We start from the raw sequence: 25,410 nt of genomic DNA, 5'->3' as shown, positions 1-25,410 counted from the left end.
GACTTTACACTTTCTGGTTTGAAGAAGTCTCTCCTGTAGCTAAATCGATAAATTAAATCTAATTGGGGATCTCTACAACTCTTGCAAACGCATACAGAAAGCAAATACATTTGCTCGATCACAAAAATGCCGAAAAGCTTTGAAGAGATTCCAGATTCAGCCTAGAATCTCTGTGCTGTCTGACAAGAGATGAAAGCTAAAAGCAGCCTTTTTAAATACGGTCTTTGGGCAACTTACCAGTTTTTTCCTCAATAGTACGACCTTCAGCATCAACGTCTAACTCTTCACGGCGAATGGTCTCTTGAACTTCAACAGTTTCTTGGTCTACAACTTTTTGGACTCTGACTTCTTCCCGTAAAAAAGCTTCTTTCTGGACATCAGCAACTTCTTCATAGAGTTCCACATGTGCTACTTCGCCCTGGCGGAAGTTAGCTGTTTCAGCAGAGACAACTTTGCCTGCATCTTGAGGAGTAACTCGCTCAATCACAACTCGCTCTCTTTCCACTGGAACAGAAACTCTTACAGTTTCTGTTTCAACATGCTTGCCAATTGTCACTTCTCCAGTTTTCCGGCGCTGTTTGTTGGCAACCAGCCTTTCTTCGTAGAGTTTGAAGGTTTGGTCTTCGTGAGCGCTGACATCATACAGATCCGTGTCATCTGCGTAGGTGTAGTTGTCAGGACTTGGAGTAGTACGACCAACTGTCGATCCTAGTGCAGCTGAACTTTCTACAGACGGTGTACGATATCCTCCACGCACCTGTTCTTCATAGTCATAGTCAAGTGTTGTATGCTCTTGATATTCAGGTAAATTTTCCGCTTGCTCTCTTGTTATACCAACGACATATACACGGTTTGCTGTAGAATCAATACGTGATTTTCCTACTGGTAATAAGACTTTCTTGCCAAAAATCCAAAAGCCTAAGTCAACAATTAAATAGCGGAACGCTCCTTGGTCGTCTACTACAGCATCATTTATTGTGCCAATCTTCTCATCAGTTCCTTGAACATAGACACCCATTCCTTTGATGTCATTGCCTTCAATAGTATTATGGTAGTCTGCATCAAATTCACTTATTTTCTGGAGTGGCATTCTTTTATTCCTTAAAATCTTGCTGTGTCTTTTTTATAAATTACACAATTTAGTTTAGATAAATCTTCTGTCCGAGGATTGACTTCAATCATCTTGATATTTCATCTATCGAAGCAATTAAATATAGTTTTATAACCCAAAAGTATGAGATAGGATAAGGTTTTTAGTATTGATGTATTACTCTCGATGAGATTGATTATAACTAAAACTTTATAACTTTCGTGACTAGTCTCTAGCATTTTTGTGACTACTTACTAGCAGTAGATTTCAAGTCTAAATTTAGCTAAATCGATACATACTATCAAACCTAGCTAGTTTAATATGTCTCTTAATACCTTACACTTAAATCAAATATCCTCACATTCTTAAATATTTATTGCCTGAAGTTGTAATGCTTGCTTTATCACTCTTATTGAAAACAGAATTTATTCCAAAAGATTGATGATAAGTAAATCTAAAAATGACTAAATATGATTAAAGTCCTAATATTGCAAACAAATATTTACCTGTGCTGCTAAGGAGCAATAAGGATAAATAATGGACTTAAGTGTACATCAGCGTGCTATAGGCGTATTTACTCATCATTGGGATGCAGAACAAGCGCTGCATAAGTTGATAAATTGTGGCTAAGTGTAAACTTTAAAACTGCTCTCATTGCAGAAAATCAGGAGATAATTATGGATACAGAATTACAGCAACAGCAGTATGTCGATACTGCCTCCGAAAACCAGATAAAAGCACTTAAAGGTTCAGAGTCTGGAAACCTGGCAATGTTGCCACCCGCCTCAGAAAATGAAGAACAATGGCAAAGAATTGGTAGACAGATTTCTATATTTTTGGCAAAAATACCTGAGTACATAGGTAGATTCTACCAAGAATATAAACTACCGATTATCAGCTTTGCTTTGCTTGTGATAACGGTTACAGCACTAAGAATTTTTCTAGCGGTACTCAACGCAATAAATGATATTCCACTAGTTTCTCCATTTCTCCAATTAATTGGACTTGGTTACACAATTTGGTTTACTTCCCGCTATTTGCTCAAAGATTCCACTCGGCAAGAATTTACAGCAGAAATTCGCTTGCTTAAAAAACAAATTCTAGGCAAAGAAGAATCACAGACTTTAAGCTAACTAAAGTATAGTGGCGAATACAGTGTATTTGAACTTTCGATCAAGTAAAACTCGGCTTTTTACTTGACCATTGTATAGAACTGTAGACTCTTATACCACTTCAGCTAAATTAGCAGGAAAAGAAAATGTATGATCAAGACAAATAGATTAGCTTCGCTGACAACAACAGTATTTCTTTCAACATTGCTAACAGTCCCGTTGCTTAATAGCTGCGGCGGAGGTTCCCGAAATGCTGCGCCACCTCCAGTTGACGATAGTGTTGGTAGAAATTTAAATAATCCCGCCCCCGTAAATCAACCCCAAGCTAGGAGGGGATTGAGTACAGGGCAGAAAGTGGCAATCTTGGCAGGAGCCGCTGGACTTTTCTACCTCTACAATCAGCGGAAGAATGCCCAAGGAACAGGAGCGCAGGGGAAATACTACCTTTCTAAGAATGGGCGTGTTTACTATCGAGATGCTCAACGTCGCCCTGTCTGGGTGACAGCGCCACAAGAGGGCATTCGTGTTCCACAGGAGGAGGCACAACAATACCGGGACTTTCAAGGATATAATAACAATCCCACAGGGCGAGACTTAAGGGGTTTGGGTGAAGGTACTGTTCCAACAAATTAATTGTTGTACATATTATAAATAGATGGCGTTTAACCGTCATTCTATTTTTTAATAGAAACTTTTTTTCATATATTCAGGAATCTGCACAAGAAGCCTTTTGTCGGATGTCACCACAAGAGCGGATGCAGTTTGTTCGCGCTCTTCAAACTTAAATTTTCCCGATCTAAACCAAGATGGTATAGATGATCGCTTTCAAAACCCAAATTATCTTGCTCAAACGCCAGGCCGGGTTCACTAGCAACAACCAGATATACTCAGTCAAATTATGAGTGGTGCTGCGGGGAGCTTTAGCGGTGGTCAACGTGGTAACATTATGAGTAATCCATTAGCTAAGGGAGCGATCGCTGGTATCGCGGCTCTAGCTGTCAAAAAGTTAATGCAAAGAGGCAATCAAGGAAATTCCAGGCAGTATGGTAATATCCGCCCAACTAGCGAAGACCCGTATAAAGATCCTGCTGACCAACAGTACCGCTAGTAACGTCAAGCAGCAAAGCTGTAATTCGTAATTGATAATTTGTAATTAGTAATTACAATCAGTGAAAGCTTGAACTCATCACTGATAATTATGGTCAAGTAAAAATTAGTTTTTTACTTGACCACTTTTTATTAGATTGGTATCACCTGGTGTCAAATATCTTGCATTGTTGGTGGTTGTTTAAAGCGACTCAAAGCGGCTGAGAGTTTATTCTAGCAAGGTCAAGTAGAAGAAACTCAGGCTTTATTTCATCATTGTAAATTACCTACATGATCGGCAGATTTGTATAAAAATGAAACAAGCACAAACATTATATAGTAAACTTCTGCATCTATTTCACCAGGTAATGAGAATTACCATTTCCCGTAATTCAAATTCAAAGGAAACTAATGTTGCTCTTGATGAAGAATCTTTAAAAGACCCAACTACTCAATTATCAAAGCAAATTCCTCTTCAAGACAGAGTTAATAAAGATGAGCAAAATTTACTATTAAATTACCAGTATTCAGCAAAACCTCGGCAATTCAAAAAAGCTTCTTTATTTCCTGATAGTAAGACTAATGTTGCTGCCTTGTCGCTAGTTTTGTATGGAGTTGCTGAAGTCTTATCTCAAAAAATGAATCTGTCGTGGAAAAGTCAAGTAAATAATACTTTTAGTTACGAAAAAGAAGCTGAAACTGGAAAAGGAAAAATCTTTTATTATGTAACAGATAATTCCGAAACTCCACAACCAGAAACTCTGGCAGAAGAGGCAGCTTTAGTTGTTATAGACCAATTTGATCCAAGAGCCTGTGCTATTCACCTGATTTACTGTGCTTTAGTAGCTAGCTTAGATAAACCTTGGTCAGGCAATTTTGTAATTGATGATAAGCAACTATTTGAATACACAGGGCTTGTGAAACGCAGGGACTTATGCAAGCATGAAAAATTGAGTATTTTATACGACTTGTTACGGCAACCTGCTCAGGTACTAGCTTGTATTGCATGGCCTAAACAGGAGAAAGCTGGAGCTTTTACTGTTGCTGATTTAAAGATTTGGGACATCAGCATAATACGAGATTTTGAAACAGATAAAGCTGGCAATAATAAGCTAGTGGGTTTAAAGGTGATAGGTCAAGCTGGAGTATGGACAAAATACTTCCTCAACAAATCTAAATACCACTACCACACTGGAATTATTACCAAGAAAACCGTACAGAAACTATTTAGTATTGGTAAACAAAATGCCGGCGCGGCTAGAATGCTAGTTTGGCTAACCTTCCAAATCCAACCGGAATTCCAGGATTGTGTAATGGGCAAGACTCTGATGGAGATTGCTTACGGTGCAGACAAAGTGTCAACAGCAGAGCAAGACAGACAGCTTAGACGGCAAATGGCTGATGATTTGGAAACTGACTTGAAAGTTGTCAAAGAAACCGGATGGCAAGCAGAACTGGAAACAGGCCCAGCTTGGTTAACAAGCAGCACAAGCGCTAAAAGACCTATAGGTTATTGGAGTGAAATACTCAATTCTAAATGGCGTTTTCATTTACCAGCAGAAGTACAGGAACGCTTGACCCTGGACTCGAATCAGCTAAGTGCAAACAATATCCAGCCTGTATCAGGTAATGCGATCAGAGAAGCGAGAAAAGCAAAAGGCTGGTCTAGAGCATTTTTCGCTACAACGATGGGGAAAAGCGTTTCCTGGGTTGATGCAGTCGAGACGGGTACACGTCAGGTTTCTCAAAAGGACTTGCCCAAGTTGCTCAATACACTAGAACTAAACCTTAACAGGTATTGATTTGAACTAAACTTTTCTTTTTTCTATGAGGTAATTTTTGCTACGTATTATTACTTATTGTAACTGCATCGGGAGGGGGGTTAGGTTTTTCGTAGGTTTTTCCATGACGTGAAAAGTCAGTGTTCATGTAAGGTTTCGGCAGAAGGCAGTATTCGTCCTGCCTCCTGCCTATCTTGTTAATATTTTGAAAGATAGTATGAATTTCTCCTCGCTATGTTACGCCTAACAGAAGTAAAGCTCCCGCTCGATCATCCTGAAGATGAGATTAAAACTGCCATCCTCAAAAAGCTACAAATCACGCCCCAAGAATTGATCAACTATTCCATCTTCAAGCGTAGCTACGATGCCCGTAAGAAAGGAGAGATTACCCTTGTTTATATTCTGGATGTAGAAACGACTCAGGAAACTCATTTACTCAAGCGCCTGAAAAAAGATCCTCATGTGATTGTCACGCCAGACATGGGTTATCGCCCAGTGGCACAAGCACCGAGGAATTTGACGATTCGCCCCATTGTCATTGGTACTGGGCCTTGTGGATTGTTTGCGGGTTTGATGCTCGCGCAAATGGGATTCCGTCCGATCATTTTAGAACGTGGCAAACAAGTCCGCGATCGCACCGTTGATACCTTTAACTTTTGGAAGAAAAAATCAGACTTCAACCCAGAATCCAATGTCCAGTTTGGCGAAGGTGGGGCGGGTACATTTTCTGATGGCAAACTCTACAGTCAGGTTAGAGATCCTCAGCATTATGGGCGTAAGGTAATAACCGAACTAGTGAATGCGGGAGCCTCACCGGAAATTCTCTATATCAACAAACCGCATATCGGCACTTTCAAACTGGTGGGAATCGTCCAAAGTATGCGTGCGAAAATCGAATCTCTTGGCGGTGAAATTCGCTTTCAAAGTCGGGTGGAAGATATCAACATCGAAAACGGACAGGTGCGGGGAGTTACCCTCGCTAGTGGGGAATATATCGCCAGCGATTATGTGGTTCTTGCAGTAGGTCATAGCGCCCGCGATACTTTCCAAATGCTATTTAATCGTGGAGTTTACATAGAGCCGAAACCTTTTTCTATCGGCTTTCGCGTCGAACATCCCCAGACTCTCATCGACCAATGTCGTTTCGGCGCTCAGGCGGGTCATAAGATTTTAGGTGCTGCCGATTACAAACTGGTTCACCACTGTCAAAATGGTCGTTCTGTCTATAGTTTCTGTATGTGTCCGGGGGGCTTGGTGGTTGCAGCCACATCTGAACTGGGCCGAGTCGTCACCAATGGGATGAGCCAATACTCTCGCAATGAACGCAATGCCAATAGTGCGATCGTTGTGGGCATCACCCCCGCAGATTATCCGGGCAACGCTTTAGCGGGAATTGACTTGCAACGGCGCTTGGAAGAACGAGCATTTGAGTTGGGCGGTAGCACTTATGAAGCGCCAGGGCAATTAGTAGGAGACTTTCTCAATCATCGTCCTTCTACAGCATTTGGCACTGTTAAGCCGTCTTATACACCAGGGGTACATTTGGGTGATTTGAGTCAGAGTTTACCAGATTATGCGATCGCAGCGATCCGTGAAGCACTTCCCGCTTTTGACAAACAAATTAAAGGATTTGCGATGGATGATGCCGTGTTGACTGGAGTAGAAACCCGCACATCATCACCAATTCGGATTAAACGCCAAGAAGATTGTCAAAGTTTAAATACAGTCGGTCTTTATCCAGCTGGTGAAGGTGCGGGATACGCGGGGGGAATTCTCTCAGCAGGTATCGATGGAATTAAGGTAGCGGAGGCGGTGGCTTTAAGTATTTTGAGAAATTATCGAACGGCTTAAGACTCTGGTAGCCAAAAGCAAGTCTGTAGATGCAAACGGTGTTGAGTTGCATTCAAAGAAATAGGAGATACCATGTGCCAAGAGCGATCGCAACGTACAATAGCAACTGAATATTGAGGCAATGGTGGAACTTCTTGAATTACAGAAGTAGTCTGATTATCTTTAAGAACTTGAAAATACCCTCCCCACTCTGGGTTCCATCCCTCATTGAAATAGAAAAGTTGAGTTACATGTTTACGCGGGATATCTGTATGAGGACGGTTCCAGAATCCTAAATCATGTCGTGTTAAATAAATTGTTAGTGAATGGTTTTTCAAATCCAAATTAGTAAGATGCTCCATTGCCTCTCGATAATCAGGAGTGAGAAGTTGTTCAATCAATCTTTGCCAACTAAGACTCAGATCCTTGATATCTTGTAAACCTTTGTACTTACTTTCATCCAGAATGCAGCGAGCAAAAAACCTGTAGTCATCATACGTATATTCCGGGTATCCATCTGGCTCAAAGTCTCTAGCATGATATTCTTTATAGTTTGTAGTAGCAAAACTATTTGCTAGTTCAGATTGTACTGAAGTGTCAAGCAAGTTTTCAAATACAATCCATTTATAAGGAATTGACTGCATAGTTGCATTACTAATTGCACTCAAGTTCAACATAATCCCTCTTCAAAAACTTTCAAATAGTTTATCAAAACAGAATTCAGGAGTCAGGAGCCAGAATTCAGAATTTAATTCTGTGCGACTGGCGGATGAATAAATGGGTTTAAGACCCCCACGCTTATCGAAGATTTAATAGTCTACCCTTCGGGAACGCCAAGGGCGAACAATTAGTAGGGGATTCAAACCCGCCACTAATTGATTCTGACTCCTGAATTCTGACTTCTGAATTCTTCTTCAATGCTGTTTAACTAAATATCGCTCCAAATCGTCTATCATCCGATTGGCTGCAAGGGGGCCAAACTGAACCCAGTAAAACCCCACCTCATGAACTTTTTCCTGTTGGACAACTTTCAACTTTGACCACAACGGTTTTGCTTTCAGTTGCTCAAGTATTTGGTGTAAATCCCTTTTACCCAGTGCGTCTTCTGATACTAGAAATAAAATATCCCCATCTAACTCACTCAAGAGTTCGTTTGATAAAGCGTATGCAGCAGGGCCACCCCCTAGACTCAGGGTTGCTTGACTATCTAAAGTTTGAGAGTAAGGACGTGCAACACCCGCATCTTTAAGAATAACTCCTGGAAAACTTGCCTTCGCCCACAGCCAAAGTGCATCAGTACGCAATTCGGCAACCGAGACTAAAGTTGTGTTCAGGCGATCGCCCATTTTTGCTTTAAACTGTTTTAAACGTGCATAATAATTATCCATTACCTGCTGGGCTATTTTAGTTTTACCCAGAACACGGGCTGTGAAAGCAAAAGATTCTTTCCAAGCTCCACTGGCTCCAGGAGGAGCCAAAACAGTGGGTGCAATGTGTGATAGCAGTGGATAAATATCTTGATGAAAATGCATACCAAGAATTAGGTCTGGTTTGAGAAACAAGACTTTTTCGATACTAGGAGAGAGCCAATCTACATCTTCAATACCTGATAGCGGGCCTACTAATCGCTGCAATTGTGAGACAAATAACTTTGAGGCAGCTATAGGTTTGATCCCCAATGCCAAAGCATTTTCTAAACAACGACCACTAAGCACAACAACTCGTTGAGGATGAGCAGGAACTATTGTCTTACCCATTAAGTGCTGAACTACTCGAACCTGACTTAAAGAAGAAATACTCTTAGAATCGCTAACTTTTGGGTAATTAAAAAAGAAACAACCGTTTAGCCACACTACCATAGCAAGCAACCCTAAAAGGGGCAGGGATATGACAAAACATTTGGCTAACCAATGAGTTGTTCTCATTAAAATTCCCACTTCACTGACAACTCTGCCGTATACGGACGACCAGGAATAATTCTTTGGAGATAGTCAAAGCTTGCTTCATAATATCGAACATTAAATATGTTATTCAAGTTGAGTCCAATGCTAAAGTTATTATTGCGATAGTACAGAGCTGCATCGGTGAGAAAGTAGCTTGGGATTGTAAATGTATCCAAACTATCTGGCTTATTATCTCCAACGTAGTTAAAGCCAATTCCACCTCCAAAACCTCTGAGAGAGCCAGTACCAAAGGTGTAAGTTGTCCACAAACTAGCGACATTAGCTGGTACTCCTTCTACTCGATTTCCGACTGGAAGATCATTGTCTTTGGTAATGCGTGCATCTGTATAACCGTAGAAGCCAATCACATTCCAACCGGGAAGAATCTCTCCGGTGACACTCAGTTCTACTCCCCGACTTCTTTGTTCTCCTGTTTGCACACTATAATCGGGATCGGTAGGATCGGTAGTTAAAATGTTAGTTAGTGTCAGTTGATATAAAGCAAGTGTTGCTGAGAGTTTGTTATCGAATAAATCAGTCTTAACGCCCACTTCATACTGAGTACCCAGCCGTGGTTTAAAAAGGTTGTCATTTTTATCTGCACCCGTTTCTTGTTCAAAAGAGCGGCTATAGCTGGCGTAGAGTGAGACAGGCGCTATGGGTTGATAAACTATGCCTACCCTGGGACTAAAGGCAGAATCAGACTGGACACTCGCCGTTGAAGCAATCCGATTGGCAAACTCATTCTCTACTAAGTCATAACGTCCACCCACAAGTAGTTTGAGGTTATTAGCAAGTGTCACTTGGTCTTGAAGATAAAAGCCTAAAGCATCATCTCTAAAGTAGAGATCAAGTCTTCCAAAAGTATCACCTAGTGGTTGACCATACACTGGGTTAAAAACATCAAGAGGAGCCACATATCTTCTAAGTATATTAATACTTTGGGTTTGTCTAAATAAGTCAAACCCCGCCAAAAGTTTATGTTTTATACTACCAGTGTTGAAATCACCAACAACATGAGTATCTATTGTGTAAGCTTCATACTCTGTTGGCTTTGGAAAAATAGTCTGTCTTCTTTCGACAGTGCGGTTGTCTGCTTCCAGTAGACTGGTAACAGCTGTTTCACGTAAATCAAGGGTTAAAAATGCAGCTTGAAATGAATTACTAATAGACCAGTTATCGTTAAAGCGATGTTCTAGATTGTAATTATATCTATTAAGCTGGCGGTTAAAGAAATCAGTCGGTTCCCCTAAATAACGGTTAATAGGGATTTTGCCATTTGGGTTAGGAAGTATAGTTGCACTAGCAATCTGATCACCACCAGTACCTAGCGACTGTTGGATGTCTTCATATTCGGAATCAAAAGTTAGATTTGTATTTTTACCTATGCGCCAATTAACAACAGGCGAAACGAAAAAACGCTTTTCATTATAAAAATCAGTAAAGTCTTCTGCGGTTCTGTAAGAGGTATTTAAGCGATACGACAGACTGCCATCTTTTGTCACAGGGCCAGAAAGGTCAAGTGAAGGTTCAAAAAGTTCATAAGCACCACGCCTTACCTCTAAGGCATAGTAAGGTTGACTCAAAGGCTTTTTGGTAACTATATTAATGATCCCACCTGGATTGACTTGACCATAAATTACAGAGTTTGGCCCTCTAACAACTTCTACTCTATCTATATTTGTCAGCGAACTTGAGAAAGCAGCACCATCTGCAAAGCGGTCTTTGATGCCGTTCCTATAGACGTTTCTAGCTCTAAAACCTCGAATCAAAAAAGTGTCTGCAATTCGAGATGAAAAATTATTTTGGACAACGCCAGCATTTCTGAGTATCCCAATTAAGTTACGCGGTTGTTGGTCTTCGATAACTTGTCGAGGAATCACCTGAACCGAAACGGGAATATCACGCAATGGTGTATCTGTTTTCGTTGCAGTAGTTGCATCTGGTACCCGATAATTTGTATCTGGTGGAGCAATCACATTTAACTCAATGGGTTTTTCTGGCTCTGTTGTAGATGGTTTTTGTTCTGATGTTGTTGTTGGCTGTTGAGCAGTAGAAGTACTAGGGGTCACTCCAAAAACTAAACCTTCTTTTGTACTATCAAACAACTGCACCGCAGGCGCACCCATTTCTCCAGTCACCCTTACTCGCAATGTGTCCGCATTTACATTTGCAACTGTAATTAATCCAATTCCGGCTACTGGCTTTGATTGTCTAAAATCTCCACTTCTTAGTTGCAACTTGGCATTAGGGATATCTACAATATAAGAATTACCCTCAGTTTTCGGTATAACTTGTAGTTTAAGAGAATTAGCTGTGACTAAAATTAACTCTATCCCTTTATCAGTAGAGTTTACCTGAACATCCGTAACTAATACCACATCTGTAGTTGCTTGACTAAGTTCAGGGAAATCATTCTGTCTAGGTACTCTCCATAAATATGAAGCATTAGTTTTAGGAAGCTGTAGCTGATTTAATGTTTGAATTTCTCTGAAAACTTCACCTGAGCGTACTAAAGTTTTTTTGACTAACGGTTGTTCAGAATATGCTGGATTGACTAAAGTTAGAGAAACAACAGATATTAACCAGCAAACAGTAGGATACGGTAGTCTGATAAACATTTTTACACACACCACTTAGTAAATACTAGGTATTGAAATTGAGAATTAAGTATAATTTTCCTTTCAGCCCATAGATCGCAATTATTACTAACTAAATTGGTAAAAAATATATTTATACCAACCCAATTATTGTAAAAATATATAACTTTTCAGTGTTTGCGTTTTATTCGAGCCGGAATTTTTTTTATTCCATCCGGAATTTTTATCTCTGACAAGATTTAGGACTTACCCCAAACTTCTTACGAAAAGCATTACTAAATGAAGGTAAGCTAGCATAACCTACTGTTCTAGCTACTTCTGTGACATTCATATTTCTTTCAATAAGCAGCTTATAAGCTAGTTGCATTCGGCAGTGATGCAGATAGCCAAACACCGTAGTCCCAAAAACTTGCTTAAAGCCTTGCTTCATTGTGCAATCATTTAAACCTACTTGTCGTGCTAGTTCAATAAGAGATGGTGGGTTGTCTAGATGTTTCAACAGAATTTCTCTAATATGATAGATGCGGTCAATATCTGATGGCTTGAGTTTATTAATCTGGAAGCAACCTTGGTTGATTTGTACTTCTTGCTCGACTACCATTGCTACCAGTTCCCAAACCTTACCTTCAAGATAAATTTGTTTAGTAAAGCCTTGGTATGGACATTGAAGAATTTGCTGCACTGTTAAAAGCATTGCAGGAGTTTGAGTTCCATAGCGTTCATAAGTTGGTTGATCCCAACGTCTAATTAGATGTTGTAATTCTTTAGGAAGTTTACCAGATGTATTTTCTGCAAAGCTATGAAACACATTTGGATGTATGTGAATAGCTACTTCTACTACCTGCGCTGATGGCTCGAATACAGCGCATTCAGATGCCATACCACTGCCACTTAAAAAGTATTCTCCTGTCTTGAACTCAAAGTTTTTAAATTCGCTCTCTAACAAAATAAGGAATCGGAATTCTAATGGATGCTTTCGCTGCTCACATTTTAAAATGAATGATTTGGGCTGCTGATAATTGGAAATTTCTAAAGATATGCTATCTCGTAGCTGAATATGTCGCCAATACCCTTCTCCAAATTGATATTTACTGGTGATATCAAAATTTTCTGAAATATCATTATTTTGAATTATTTCTGCTTGGTATAGTATTTTTAAGTAATCTGCTTGCGGGAGGATAAGTGTCATATTAATAGTAACTTACTAGAAAGTGTTGAAATAGCTATGAAGGGTAAGTGGAAGACGTATTATCCTTAAGTACGTCAGTTACACCTAGTTTAGATACTACCAACTTTGTAAGTAAAACATCAAATATATTCTTGATACAAATCTTAAAAACAGTATTCTAAATCTTGTTGCTCAGACGAGGACAACTTATCATTGAGCTAATCAAATTGAGTACTGAAGCCATTTTTAATTAAAATTATTCGGGAAAGTACTGTTAAGTTGCCCTAAGTCTTTTGTCATAGTATCTTTACCAAATGCAGTATTAAGTAGCCAATATTATTGGTATATCATCACAATACAATCTAAATATCTATCAAGCAGGGCGATCGCTCAACAATTCTCATTATGAGAATTGCTGACTTAAGAAGGTCAAACAGATGGAAACTACCGTGTCGCGCTTGAATCTAGCCTGAATTGATAGTGGCTTTGACAGTGGTCTATCCATACAGTGGGTAATAGACTTTTGCTGTTGAATTGTACAAGTAGTTATCTAACCCAAAAAGCACAAGAGGTTTGTTTTGCTACCTAAGCGTTGGGTTGTTTGCTATCGGCGATTAGCAAACAGACGTATACTCGCTTCTACAAATAATTGGCTTACTGAGTGTAGATGGTCTTGATTTTGTATAAAAATGACTTCTATATTGGACAAGCCATAATGTCTTTTTTAGTCATTACATTAAGTGCATTTATAATAGCCTGATCTAACTCTTGAAAAGTTTTTGCAGCTTGCGAACGTAATACAAATTATTTAGCTCTGGGTATCTTTATTTACTCTAAACATTTACAATTAATTTAATGACAACCTCACTAACGCGTTACACACTTATAGGTGTAATATTGCATATAAACTCACCACTTGCTGGTAAAATTAATTAAATTGTAAAAGAATTACAGGAATGATGAAAAAACTAAAATATTTGTCCATGTTATTTTTATATATCGTTTTAATGGACGGAGCGATTATAAATATTTCTGCCCAGGCTGCTGGAAGTAAAATTTTAGTAACGGCTCAAAACGAATCTCTTAACGAATCGAATATTGACAAAGTTATCGCTTTTTACGAATGGGCATTTTCAGCAAAATTCACTATAGAACAGCGCAATGAATATCAGTCAATAAAATTAAATGAGTTTCGCAAAGACCCAGATGGAACCAGAAAAATTATTGACAATTTAATTTCCAATTATACACAAGCTCTTGCTAAGAACGAAGAAGAACAAAGCCGGATTCGGCAGGCATTTAACGGAGAATATGTAGGGCAATTGCGAAATTTACCGAATGATGCGGAAGCTAAACTTTTGCTGTCTGTTTACGATAGCGCCCACGCGAGCGAAACTGCTTCAAATAATACTGATGATTCATCTGATAGCGTTGGAGAGATTTCGTCACTAGTTGGAAAATGGGTTTGGACGCGTACCGGAAACAGTGCTATAAGTACAAATGGTACATATATCGGCTCGAACGGTTCGCGTTTCACTTATCAATTTCTGCCGAACGGAACGGTCGAATTTACAGGAATAATGAACGTAATGAGCGGCAGCTGCAACCAGCAAATTTTCCGATCTCGACAAGGAAAAGTCAGTCTGAGCGGCAGTACGATGACAATTAAGTGGTCTCCAGCAACTTTCACTCGTGACTTTTCGTGCGACAGAGCGAATAACTACACTAAAACTTTACCTGCGGAAAACGAAACTTATCAAGTGAAATTCAAAACCGATCTAGGTCAAAAACAGCTTTGTATGATAAGTAAGCATGAAACCTGTTTCAGCCCGACAAATTAGGCCAAATCACAAAGCCAGCTTTATTCGTTTACTCAAGTAGCTAGATTTCAAAAAGGCGATCGCTTTTAAGATACTACAAACCTGATCGATTATATTTTCATCGCGATCGCTTCCCCAAATAGGCGCAGTCAGGGCGTCTCACAGGCTGTCCCTAGCTTCTTCGAGCAACTTCTCTAAAAGGGATATGTCAATTCTAATATCAAGCCCTACCTAGATACTTTTTAGGTAAGGCTTTTGTTTTTATGTCTAGAGTCGATATGCAATCATCTATCAAGCGCGATGGCGTACACGCCCGCCGTAGGCGATCGCAGTGGAGAATTTATCCGATTGTTAAAGCTGGTTCTTTACAGAAGTTAAATAGGGCTGACTCAGTTTTTGATTTATCTTCAAATACAGCATAAATATACCATTCACAGGGCGAACCATTCGTATATTCAGCCCAAGCAATTGTTGCTGTTTCACCTGATGGAATCCCTAACTCACCCAAATTAAATGAGGCCCACTCTTGATCATCGATAGATACCCATAACTCTGTAATTGCCAATTCAGTTTTATTGGTAACGGTAAAGGTGAATTGGTCTGACATAAATAGCCTTGCCTTTTAATGATAAATAAATTGCAGATTGTCAGTCATTGATTATACTGTCACTTGTTTCAAAAGTTGTCATACTAACTACCAGAATATAGACTTACACATAGTTTCAAGTTTGTTTGACTTAATTTAAATTTATTAAAGAGGACTAAAAATATCACCAATTCAGATTGAATCTATCGAGATAGGTAATACCATACAACAGCAGATTTAGGTCGCGGTTCTCACAAACTCCGACAATACAGCACATCTCCACTGTCACCAAATTTTCAGGCAATGTATTTTTTACTGACCAAAAGTAATTGAGAGCGATCGCCGAAAACATACTACAAACCAAAAATCGCAAAATCTGATTGATTCTGTCTTAATACAGTTTTGCGTAAAAGCGTTACATTTTTAATGTATAGGGACGCATTGGCATTAGACCTCTTGCAAAAGTAACTTTTGCAAGAGGTGCGAAAAGGGGAAAGGTTAAAGGGGAAAGATTTTTTATTCCTTTTCCCTTTCCCCCTTACCCTTTTCCCTAGTTCTGCAAGAAGTCTATTGTATAGGGACGCATTAACATTGCAGGGGGATGCATTGGCATTGCAAGGTATTGGCAAGTTTAATTCGCTACGAATTAATGAAATGCTGTACTTAGTACAGTTCATATTTCATTAATTGACAGGGCAGCGTTCCGTTATACACTGCAATCCGTTGGGATGATTTTAGTCCAATCGATTGAGACAGTTCCTTGTTGCCACTCAAGACAAATGCAGTCCAGCCTTTGAAGCGTTGTTTTAGTACATCGCCCAAAAGTTTATAGAATGCCCCTAGATCGCTATCTCGCCCTAGCCGTTCGCCATAAGGTGGATTGCAGAATAAAACCCCACTATCTGCGGGGGCAACAACATCGGTAAGCTCCATTTGAGAAAACCATACATGGTTATCAACGCCACAGTTTTGAGCATTGTTAATCGCTTGCTCAATTATATTTTCATCGCGATCGCTTCCCCAAATAGGTGCAGGCAGGGTATCCAGTTGGCTGTCTTTAGCTTCTTGGAGCAGTTTTTCTAAAAGGGATAAGTCAAAATCGAGCCAAGTTTCAAATCCAAAGGACTCACGAAATAGTCCTGGTGCTATGTTCAGTGCCTTTAAGCTAGCTTCCAGCGGTAAAGTGCCAGATCCACACAGAGGATCGTAGAACATCTGGTCTGGTTGCCAGCCCGAAAGTTGAATCAGGGCAGCAGCTAGAGATTCCTTGAGAGGGGCGACTCCAACCGCAGGGCGATAGCCTCTACGGTGCAGACTATTTCCAGAACTGTCGAGTTTAACGGTACAACTATCGCGTTCAATATGAACATTGATCCGTACATCTGGTTCATGAAGCTCTACATTTGAACGTTCACCCAGATTTTCTTGCTGCTGGTCAACGATCGCATTTTTGACCTGGAGAGATGTGAAGTGGCTGTGGTTGAGGCGATCGTTTTTACCCGTGACATTCACTGCCAGCGTCATGTCTGGCGTGAGATAGTTTTGCCAATCGATAGTCTGGATGCCGCGATAGAGATCCTCGGCATCAAGGCAAGGAAACTCATGGATATTTACCAAGATTCGGAACGGTAGCCTAGCCCAGAGGTTGACGCGATAAAGTAGGGTGCGATCGCCCTCAAAGGCTACACCGCAAAACCCCGGCTCCACTGAATGAGCGCCCAGTTGCTCTAACTCCTGAGCCGCGAGGTTTTCTAATCCGCGAGCAACCGTTGCAAAATACTGATTCATCCTCTAATCCAAAGTATTATCTTCATTGCTCACCCATTGACGCACTTTAGCTTAACTCATATCTTGTGACATTCTCTCTCGTTAAGTCTGCGACTATAACCTTAGTAGGGTACAAAGAATTAAATAAGGAGGCAGGAGCTAAACCCCCTAGATTTATGGGTTTTGTTTCAATAAGGAGGCAGTAAATATGCGCTACGCATCTCAAAATACATATTTTCTTCTTTCTTGTCTACGACACGCTACACGAACAATAAATAAATTTACTTGCTCTAAAAGAAAGTGGCAGAGGGCAAAAAATACATTTTCTTCCTCCTGCCTCCTGCCTTTCTTAGGTAACTCAGCATAACAAGCCCTAGACAAATTCACATCTTGCCTGAGTAAGGACACAGCAAATATTTTTGCAAAGAGATTATATTTTCTTCAGTTTAAGTACTATCTTAAATCAATTAACCCTGTTAATATCAAGCTGAAATCCTACTCAGACACTTTGCAATACAACCCGTGAGTAAAAATAGTCAGAGGGAAAAACTATGAGTTTTGTATCTGATATTGTTCTGCTACAAGACTTAACATCGTCATCTGATGACAATTTAGTCCAGCTTAAAGCCGTACTTCCGGCGACGGTAAATCGTTTAACCAATCCGGCGTTAGCAAGTATCTTTGGTGATGACCTGAAATTTGGTATTGGCTCTTTCAAGGATAAGCCACTTCCGCCTTTTGGAGGTTACGCTGACTATGTATATCAAGCAGAAGTCCCTTTGACAAATAATGTCACAACAATTAAAGATAAAATCTTTGACTTTCAAGCTTTTGGTGGCAATGATGGGCCAGAATCACAATTAGACGCACTCTTGTTTGCAGCTTTAGATAGCGGCGGCAGTCTTGGTTACAGAGTCGGTTCATTTCGTGTTGTTATAATAGCTACCGATAGTATTTATCACGTTGCTGGCGATCAAGCAGCAGTTAGTCCAAGTGATACTATTGCCAATAATGGAGATGGGATAGCTGATGCTTATGAAGATTATCCAGAGATCGCACAAGTAAAAACTGCGCTAGAAGCAAATAACATTATTCCAATTTTTCTAACTACGAGTAATGTTGCAGTCGATTATGAGACACTAGTTACCCAGCTCGGTCGAGGTGCTGTACTGACTCTTGGTTCTAAAAGTGAGAATCTTGCAGATACCATAAAAGAGGCAGTTGCTAGAGCTAGAAATGCGATTAGTACTGATGTCACTACAACCAATGGAGACGACACCTTTAGTAGGGGGGATTTTTCACCTGGCGATCAGGTTATTTTTGCTGGGGACGGTGATGACAGTATTTTGCTTTCTGGTGTTGCTGGTAATCATTACATCGATGGGGGAGCCGGTTCTGACATCCTTGTTGGTGGATCTGGTGCGGACAGAATCGATGGGGGTAGTGATGACGACAACCTCAAGGGGAGCAACGGTGATGATATTATTTTTGGCAGTAGTGGAAAAGATATTTTGACCGGGGGCAAGGGCAACGATTACCTACAGGGAGATAGTGGGGATGATATCTTAAGAGGAGGCGCAGGTTCAGATAAGTTTGCATTTGCAACAGGCTCGAAGTTTGATATTAGGGAACTCGGAGTTGATATTATTAATGACTTCAATCCTGAGCAAGACAATATTCAACTATCTAAATCTACCTTTACCGCTCTAAGTAACTCAGTCTTCCCAACCGAATTAGATTCCGCAGACTTTGCCACAGTGACAAACGATACTTTAGCTGCGAGTAGTAGTGCGGTGATCGTTTATAATAGCGCAAATGGTAGTCTCTTTTATAACCCTAACGGTTCGGCGAATGATTTTGCTGAAATTAATTCTGGGGGTAAATTTGCCCAATTGGGTGTCAACTCTTTTCCGACTCTAACTACCGCTAGTTTTGAGGTAGTTTTTTAATCAGGCAGTAGGAAGGAAGTAGAAATTCTTTGTGTCTGATTTTGAGTCCTGCATTTTGTAACTCATCTAACTGAAAACAGTTTTTACAAAAAACAAACTAAACAGTATAGTTTCAAGATTTTTCAAGTCCTTGCTCATCGCTCTGCTTACCTCAATGGATTACTATCTGCTTGAGCCATCTGAAAAACTGAGATCCTCCCAGACAAACGAATTGAACTGAAATTAATCTATATTTTTCTAAAATCAATCATTGTCTGACGATAAGCATCTGGCAAACCTGTATCGAAACACTTGCCTTTAACAACGTATCCTGTCATTCCCTCTTCATGACGCAATTTTTCCAGACAAGATGTTAACTGAAATTCACCTCGTTCTCGAAAATTTTGGTTAATATGTTCTGCTAAAAAGTCAAAAATTTTCGGCGTTAGTAAATATAAGCCAAATATACCTAGAAAATCATTTTCTGAGATTCCCTCTACACGTAAATGCTCTTGTGCATACTCAATAGTCGGTTTTTCATAGAGTTGTGTAACTGACAAAATCGAGTTTAACTCTTGCCAAACTCCTGTTATACACCCAGCCTTATGAATAATTTCTGCTGGCATTGTAGTTAAGCCAACAATGTTTTGATTAACTTGTTCATAAACATCTAAAACTTGATGCACACAAGATTTTTCAACATCAGATGCATAAATATGGTCGCCCAACATCAGCAAAAACGGCTCATCTTGTACCCAATCCTTGGCACAAAATACCGCATGACCATAGCCTAGTTGCTCCTCTTGCAATAAAATTGTAATTTTGCTACCTAAATCTTCCAGATATCGACTATATTCTTGATTTTCTGGTGAAAGTTTCTCTAAAAGCTCTTTTTTGGGTGGATTTTTTAATAAATCTGCAAATATTTTTTTGTCATCTGGCTGCACCACAATCCCCACTTCTGCAATTCCAGCACTAATTGCTTCTTCAATAATTGCGATAATCACAGGTTTTGCCCTACCATCTCGGTCGATAATCGGGAAAAGTTCTTTTTTGACAACTTTAGTAGCTGGAAATAACCGAGTACCGAAACCAGCTACCGGAATCACAGCTTTTCTAACTTGATTTTTCTGCATAAGCAGTTTCTTACCCCAACTTCTCAAACAACTCCGCCAACACTACATTAGAAAACAAAAACCCTTGGGGATCAATTAAACGCAACCTTCCCTCTGCAATTTCCACCCAACCTTTTTCAAAATAGAATTGCAAACATCGGCAAATCTTCTCTACCTTTTCTTCCCCAAACGCCTCTACCAACGCCGCCAAACTCAAACCCTCTGCCAAACGCAACCCTAACATTAACGTTTCTAACAATACTTCCTTTGGGGGAGTCACATCACAATCAATTACACCGCCAGCTTGTACCCACTGGTAGTAATCTTTAGTTTTGCGCGGACGAGTGAACCGCTTTCCCTCAACATAACTCGCCGCACCCATACCGAAGCCATAATAAGGGCGGTTTTCCCAATAAACCCGATTATGCCGACACTGATGACCAGGTTGAGCATAATTGGAAATTTCATAATGCTCATAACCTGCACTAGTTAAAACCTGCTGCGCCATCTGGTACATTTTGACTGTGGCTTCATCCGTAGGCATTGGAGTATCGCCAGGTTTGTAGTAACGACCAAAGGCTGTACCGGGTTCAATGGTAAGATCGTAAATGGAGATGTGAGTGGGTGCGTAGGCGAGAAGCGACTTGTCGCCAGACATCGCCACCGTTTTTTCTAAAGAATCCTGCCATTGATCCAAAGATTGATGCGGCAATCCAGAAATTAAGTCTAAGCTAAATACGGGAATCTCGACTTGGTGAATTAATTCCACAGCTGCAAAAATATCTTCAACTGAGTGCGATCGCCCCGCCCTTTGCAATAATTCTGATTGAAAGGCTTGTACGCCCAAACTTACCCGATTCACACCTGCACTGCTATAGCCTGCTATGTGAGCTAAATCAAAGGTGCCTGGATCAATTTCCATCGAAATCTCTGCTCCAGACGCAATCCCAAAATGCTTGTGTAGCTCTGTCAGTATCCGTTGTAGCTGCTCTATTGATAGCAACGAAGGAGTACCACCACCGAAAAAAATTGTCTTCAAAGGTTGGCCAAATGCTGGTGTAATGGCAATTTCTTGACATAGCACCTCAATATATTGGGAGATAGTACCAGATGTTTCGCCCCGCAAGCGATCGCCCACAACAAACACCGGGAAATCACAATAAAAACACCGCCGTCTGCAAAAGGGAATATGGACATAAGCAGAACTCGCAATTCCAGAAATACTAAATTTTTTACTCATTTTGAGAAAAGTTTTAAGTTAATCCAACTGCGAATTAGAGACAATGAAAATAAGGAAAGAATTCAGCACTCAGGAGTCAGGAGCCAGAATAATTGTAAAATTAAGAGTGTAATAACTTCTTGATTTTATGAAAATTATTAAGTTTGGGTATTAAAGTCTTCTTAATTCTGACTTCTAGATTCTGAATTCTTACAAGATAAGTAGTTTATTTACAATTTTTTGTCTTTTAACAACAAAACAATGAAAAATATTAAGATTAAAGCCTTTAGTTATAATAATTGCAGATATTGCCCTACTAAACCCTTAGTGTAAGTCAATATTGATAAGTTTATCTTACCGATGAAATAAAAAATACTTAAGTTTATCGGTGAACACAGTTGTAGGAAAACAAGACAACCATGCTTGACGCCATTATTATTTTTTCATTCATCCTAGCAGCGTCGGGAATAGGGTTCTACAGCATTGAACTACTACCCAATGGGACGCTAGATCAAGTTACGAATCTAGAAGCTTTACGCTTAGTTGTTGCCGTCTTTGCCGCTATTATTGGTGGTGCGATTGGGCTGAGTTTCCAGACGACATATCGTCGCCTAGAATCACAAGTCAAAGAAATGCCTTTAGAAGCGATCTTAACTCGTGCGATCGGCTTAGTTATTGGGCTATTACTAGCCAACCTAATGCTAGCCCCATTATTTTTGCTCCCTATCCCGGCGGATTTTGGATTTATTAAGCCACTGGTGGCAGTTGTCGGTAGTATTATCCTCTCCGTCACTGGCATGAATTTGGCAGACACCCACGGGCGAGGCTTGTTGCGGTTCATTAATCCCAACACCGTCGAATCGATGGTAGTAGAAGGAACGCTAAAACCAGCCAATACTAAAGTTTTAGATACTAGCTGTATTATTGATGGTCGTATTGAAGCCTTACTAGAAACTGGGTTTTTAGAAGGGCAAATTATCGTACCCCAATTTGTCTTGCAAGAACTCCAACAAGTAGCGGATGCTAGTAAAGACCAAAAGCGGGTGCGGGGAAGACGAGGACTAGAAATTCTCAACCGGATTAAAGAAGAATATCCCGAGCGCATTGTAATTAATGCAGTTGACTACGATGATATTCCCACAGTCGATGCCAAGTTAGTACGCTTCGCCCAAGAAATCAGTGGGACATTGTTAACCAACGACTACAACTTGTCTAAAGTTGCCAGTGTTCAGAAAGTACCTGTTTTGAATGTGAATGATTTAGTGAATGCTGTGCGTCCCAGTTATTTACCTGGCGACAACTTGGATTTGAAAATTCTCAAGGAAGGCAAAGAACCTAGTCAAGGCATTGGCTATCTAGATGACGGCACAATGGTAGTTGTTGAAGAAGGTAGCAGTTATGTGGGTGGTGAACTGCGAGTAGTAGTCACCAGTGCTTTACAAACTACAGCAGGAAGAATGATTTTTGCTAAACCCCAAGCTTCAGCATTGGCGTGAAACAATGGGATGTTCAATTCAAGTGACACTTGATAATCGGTGCAGGTTGACTGCACCGATTATTTATTGATTGGACTCATAAAACTCACTTGCTTGTAAATACAGTAACTGCTCAATTGATAGCCCTATCACCTGTTGATCTGTTCTAATGACATACCCTAAATAAATTTATTGCCACTTCAAGTAACGCTTCAACCTTACCTTTTTGTACAATGTCTTGATAAATCGCCGATTTGCGCATAATATCTGACCTCAAAACTCGTTTTTTATTTGTTACAAAAGTAAAAAGTCTATCCTTAATTCTAATATTTTCTATTTATAGCTATTTGGATTTTAAATAAAAAACAGTTTGTTCAACATCATTAACTTGAAAAGCAAGGTGTCTTAAACCACAAGGTTCTGGATTAATAGCCCATTCTGGAGGAACGCTTTGTAAATTTTGTTTTTATAAATTTAGGGCAAATTTGTTAATTGCGTACATACCTTGTTTGGTAGTGCCGTTTTTTAGAATTTATGCAGTTTCAAGGTGTTAAGGATGCAAAAGTCTTAATCCCGAAATATACGGTTGCGGTATTGATTATTCCTATACCAAAAGCTGCAAACGATCTTTATATGGTAGACGACTACGAGCAGCTACTATATATTTTGTAAATTGGACAGGATGCTTAACATACAATAATAGTGCTATACCTTTGTAGTTAAAAATTTTAATAAACCACGAAGGCTTAAAAAAAATACAAAGCCGACTTTTGCAATACAACCGTATTTGATGGCTAAATCAATTGTTTCAACAAAACGCCTCAGCAGACAGTTAATCCGCTGGTTGCTTCAAGAAGACCGACGAGAGAAGGAAAGACCCCACCGCAAGCAAGAAATACATCGCCAGCATCCTTGGTGGCAGGTGATGTGCTTGACTGGTGTAGATTATTTCTCGACTCTTGGCTATCAACCTGGGATTGCAGCACTGGCAGCTGGCGCTCTTTCTCCTGTAGCTACCTTGGTTCTGGTTTTGCTAACGCTCTTTGGAGCATTGCCAATCTATCGCCGCATTGCTGCCGAAAGCCCTCATGGTGAAGGGTCGATCGCAATGTTAGAACGTTTACTCCCCTGGTGGCAAGGCAAATTACTTGTACTGTGCTTACTTGGGTTTGTGGCAACTGACTTTATTATCACCATTACTTTGTCAGCTGCTGATGCTACAGCCCATATCATCGAAAATCCGCTAGCTCCAAATTGGCTTCACAATCAGACGATCGCAATCACTCTAGTATTAGTTGCATTATTAGGTGCAGTTTTCCTCAAAGGTTTCCGAGAAGCAATTGGTATTGCAGTAATTTTGGTGGGAGTTTACCTGCTGTTAAACTTGATTGTCGTTAGCGTCGGTCTGTATCAGATAATAACTCACCCTGAAGCGATCGCTAACTGGCAAACTGCACTTTTTGCCAGCCATTCTAACCCTTTGATCCTAATCGGTATCGCTCTTTTGATATTCCCCAAGCTAGCATTAGGATTGTCAGGCTTTGAAACTGGCGTGACCGTTATGGGCCTGGTAAAAGGGAGCAGCACTGACACTCAAGAGTATTCCAAAGGGCGGCTTCGGAATACACGCAAACTGCTCACCACTGCTGCTGTGATTATGAGCTTCTTTTTGCTCACCACCAGCTTTATAACCACTCTCCTGATTCCCGCCGCACAATTTGCATCTGGGGGCAAAGCCAACGGACGCGCCCTTGCTTATTTAGCACATGAGCATTTAGGCAATGCCTTTGGCACAATTTACGATCTAAGTACTATTTCCATTTTGTGGTTTGCAGGTGCATCTGCAATGGCAGGGCTATTAAATATTGTGCCTCGCTACCTACCACGCTATGGTATGGCACCCAATTGGGCCCGAGTAACGCGACCTTTAGTGTTAGTCTACACAGCGATCGCTTTTGTTGTCACAATTATCTTCAAAGCAAGTGTAGAAGCCCAAGGTGGAGCTTACGCAACTGGTGTACTTGTGTTGATCACATCAGCCGCCTTTGCCGTCACCTTATCAGCCCACCGTCACGGACAGAAGCGGGCCAAAATCATTTTTGGCATCATTACACTGTTATTTTTATATACCACTATTGTCAATATCATTGAAAGACCAGAAGGGATTAGGATTGCTGGGTTTTTCATCGGCGCGATCATTTTTACCTCGCTGGTTTCTCGTGTTTGGCGTTCAACAGAACTGCGAACAGAGCGAATTGAAATTGATGAACTTGCTGCCCAATTCCTTACCGAAGATAGCCAAGGAACAATACGACTGATTGCGAATCGGTTAAATACGGGCGATGTCTTAGAGTATTTTATGAAAGAGAAAGAGGTACGCGAAGACAACCATATTCCATCCAACGATCCAATTCTATTTTTAGAAATTCATGTCTCCGATGCTTCGGAATTTGCCGATGTAATTAAAGTAAAAGGTGCACAAGTTGGTGATTATCGCATCCTCCGGGCTGAAAGTGCAGCAGTACCGAATGCGATCGCAGCTTTACTACTTTATATTCGCGACCAAACGAGTAAGACTCCCCATGCTTACTTCGGCTGGGTTGAGGGAAATCCGATACAATACCTACTGCGTTTTATCTTGTTTGGTGAAGGTGACATTGCTGTAGTTACCCGCGAAGTACTGCGTCGGGCTGAAAAGAATCCCCATAAGCGTCCTGGCGTTCATGTTGGGGGTTGATTTAGGAGTGCTGAGTGCTGAGTAAATTAAAATTACTCAGCACTGTTTCGTTAACAGAGTTCTTTTTTCTCCTATTCCCTTGTTTCCCCCTCCCCTTGTCTTATAAAGATGCGGCAAAAAATAAACCAGTGATAAAAGTAGCGATCGCTGCTT

The 25,410-nt window shown here is 40.3% G+C and carries 18 protein-coding genes; 9 read left to right on the top strand and 9 right to left on the bottom strand.

The window, feature by feature from the left end:
* Positions 1 to 211: 211 nt before the first annotated feature.
* Complete coding sequence (locus tag V7K79_RS09570) at positions 212 to 1,090, bottom strand: DUF2382 domain-containing protein (RefSeq protein WP_335046948.1); 879 nt, start codon at positions 1,088 to 1,090, stop codon at positions 212 to 214.
* A 677-nt stretch (positions 1,091 to 1,767) separates the two neighbouring features.
* Between V7K79_RS09570 and V7K79_RS09565 the strand changes: the two genes are divergently transcribed.
* From V7K79_RS09565 to V7K79_RS09545, 5 genes are all read left to right on the top strand, one after another.
* On the top strand, positions 1,768 to 2,223 hold the full coding sequence (locus tag V7K79_RS09565) for a CAAD domain-containing protein (RefSeq protein WP_335046946.1): 456 nt from the start codon (positions 1,768 to 1,770) through the stop codon (positions 2,221 to 2,223).
* 129 nt (positions 2,224 to 2,352) lie between these two features.
* Complete coding sequence (locus V7K79_RS09560) at positions 2,353 to 2,835, top strand: hypothetical protein (RefSeq protein WP_335046945.1); 483 nt, start codon at positions 2,353 to 2,355, stop codon at positions 2,833 to 2,835.
* A gap of 265 nt (positions 2,836 to 3,100) precedes the next feature.
* Complete coding sequence (locus tag V7K79_RS09555) at positions 3,101 to 3,310, top strand: hypothetical protein (protein WP_335046942.1); 210 nt, start codon at positions 3,101 to 3,103, stop codon at positions 3,308 to 3,310.
* Positions 3,311 to 3,602: 292 nt separating this feature from the next.
* A complete protein-coding gene (locus tag V7K79_RS09550; protein ID WP_335046940.1) occupies positions 3,603 to 5,090 on the top strand; it encodes a helix-turn-helix domain-containing protein in 1,488 nt (495 codons plus the stop codon).
* A 213-nt stretch (positions 5,091 to 5,303) separates the two neighbouring features.
* Positions 5,304 to 6,920 (top strand): NAD(P)/FAD-dependent oxidoreductase, encoded by a 1,617-nt coding sequence (locus tag V7K79_RS09545; RefSeq protein ID WP_335046938.1) that lies wholly within the window; start codon positions 5,304 to 5,306, stop codon positions 6,918 to 6,920.
* On the opposite strand, the gene V7K79_RS09540 is transcribed toward V7K79_RS09545, so the two are convergent.
* The 4 genes from V7K79_RS09540 to V7K79_RS09525 form a co-directional block, all read right to left on the bottom strand.
* A complete protein-coding gene (locus tag V7K79_RS09540) occupies positions 6,917 to 7,576 on the bottom strand; it encodes a hypothetical protein (protein ID WP_335046936.1) in 660 nt (219 codons plus the stop codon). The genes V7K79_RS09545 and V7K79_RS09540 overlap by 4 nt on opposite strands.
* Positions 7,577 to 7,813: 237 nt before the next feature.
* Positions 7,814 to 8,758: an iron-siderophore ABC transporter substrate-binding protein gene (locus V7K79_RS09535; RefSeq protein ID WP_335046934.1), complete on the bottom strand. Its 945-nt coding sequence runs from the start codon at positions 8,756 to 8,758 to the stop codon at positions 7,814 to 7,816.
* Between the two features lie 65 nt (positions 8,759 to 8,823).
* Entirely contained in the window at positions 8,824 to 11,463 is a 2,640-nt protein-coding gene (locus V7K79_RS09530) for a TonB-dependent siderophore receptor (RefSeq protein WP_335046932.1), read from the bottom strand.
* Between the two features lie 202 nt (positions 11,464 to 11,665).
* Positions 11,666 to 12,631 carry a helix-turn-helix domain-containing protein gene (locus V7K79_RS09525; RefSeq protein ID WP_335046930.1) on the bottom strand — a complete coding sequence of 322 codons (966 nt, stop codon included), beginning with the start codon at positions 12,629 to 12,631 and terminating at the stop codon, positions 11,666 to 11,668.
* Between the two features lie 935 nt (positions 12,632 to 13,566).
* On the opposite strand from V7K79_RS09525, the gene V7K79_RS09520 reads away from it, so the two are divergent.
* Complete coding sequence (locus tag V7K79_RS09520; RefSeq protein ID WP_335046928.1) at positions 13,567 to 14,451, top strand: hypothetical protein; 885 nt, start codon at positions 13,567 to 13,569, stop codon at positions 14,449 to 14,451.
* A gap of 319 nt (positions 14,452 to 14,770) precedes the next feature.
* On the opposite strand, the gene V7K79_RS09515 is transcribed toward V7K79_RS09520, so the two are convergent.
* Positions 14,771 to 15,037, bottom strand: a complete 267-nt coding sequence (locus V7K79_RS09515; RefSeq protein WP_335046926.1) for a hypothetical protein — start codon at positions 15,035 to 15,037, stop codon at positions 14,771 to 14,773.
* Positions 15,038 to 15,679: 642 nt separating this feature from the next.
* Positions 15,680 to 16,804, bottom strand: a complete 1,125-nt coding sequence (locus V7K79_RS09510) for a THUMP domain-containing class I SAM-dependent RNA methyltransferase (RefSeq protein ID WP_335046924.1) — start codon at positions 16,802 to 16,804, stop codon at positions 15,680 to 15,682.
* A gap of 530 nt (positions 16,805 to 17,334) precedes the next feature.
* Between V7K79_RS09510 and V7K79_RS09505 the strand changes: the two genes are divergently transcribed.
* Entirely contained in the window at positions 17,335 to 18,732 is a 1,398-nt protein-coding gene (locus tag V7K79_RS09505; protein WP_335046921.1) for a hypothetical protein, read from the top strand.
* A gap of 227 nt (positions 18,733 to 18,959) precedes the next feature.
* Here V7K79_RS09505 and V7K79_RS09500 read toward each other — a convergent pair whose 3' ends face one another.
* Positions 18,960 to 19,847 (bottom strand): sugar phosphate nucleotidyltransferase, encoded by an 888-nt coding sequence (locus V7K79_RS09500; RefSeq protein ID WP_335046918.1) that lies wholly within the window; start codon positions 19,845 to 19,847, stop codon positions 18,960 to 18,962.
* A 10-nt stretch (positions 19,848 to 19,857) separates the two neighbouring features.
* Complete coding sequence (hemW, locus tag V7K79_RS09495; protein WP_335046916.1) at positions 19,858 to 21,066, bottom strand: radical SAM family heme chaperone HemW; 1,209 nt, start codon at positions 21,064 to 21,066, stop codon at positions 19,858 to 19,860.
* 398 nt (positions 21,067 to 21,464) lie between these two features.
* On the opposite strand from hemW, the gene V7K79_RS09490 reads away from it, so the two are divergent.
* Positions 21,465 to 22,541: a PIN/TRAM domain-containing protein gene (locus V7K79_RS09490; protein ID WP_335046913.1), complete on the top strand. Its 1,077-nt coding sequence runs from the start codon at positions 21,465 to 21,467 to the stop codon at positions 22,539 to 22,541.
* 769 nt (positions 22,542 to 23,310) lie between these two features.
* The gene (locus V7K79_RS09485; protein ID WP_335046911.1) at positions 23,311 to 25,257 is read left to right on the top strand and encodes an amino acid transporter; all 1,947 of its coding nucleotides are present in this window, start codon (positions 23,311 to 23,313) and stop codon (positions 25,255 to 25,257) included.
* Positions 25,258 to 25,410: the final 153 nt, after the last annotated feature.

The organism is Nostoc sp. (genome assembly GCF_036917575.1).
Taxonomy (GTDB): domain Bacteria; phylum Cyanobacteriota; class Cyanobacteriia; order Cyanobacteriales; family Nostocaceae; genus Nostoc.
This window is presented reverse-complemented; position numbering and strand designations above follow the sequence as displayed.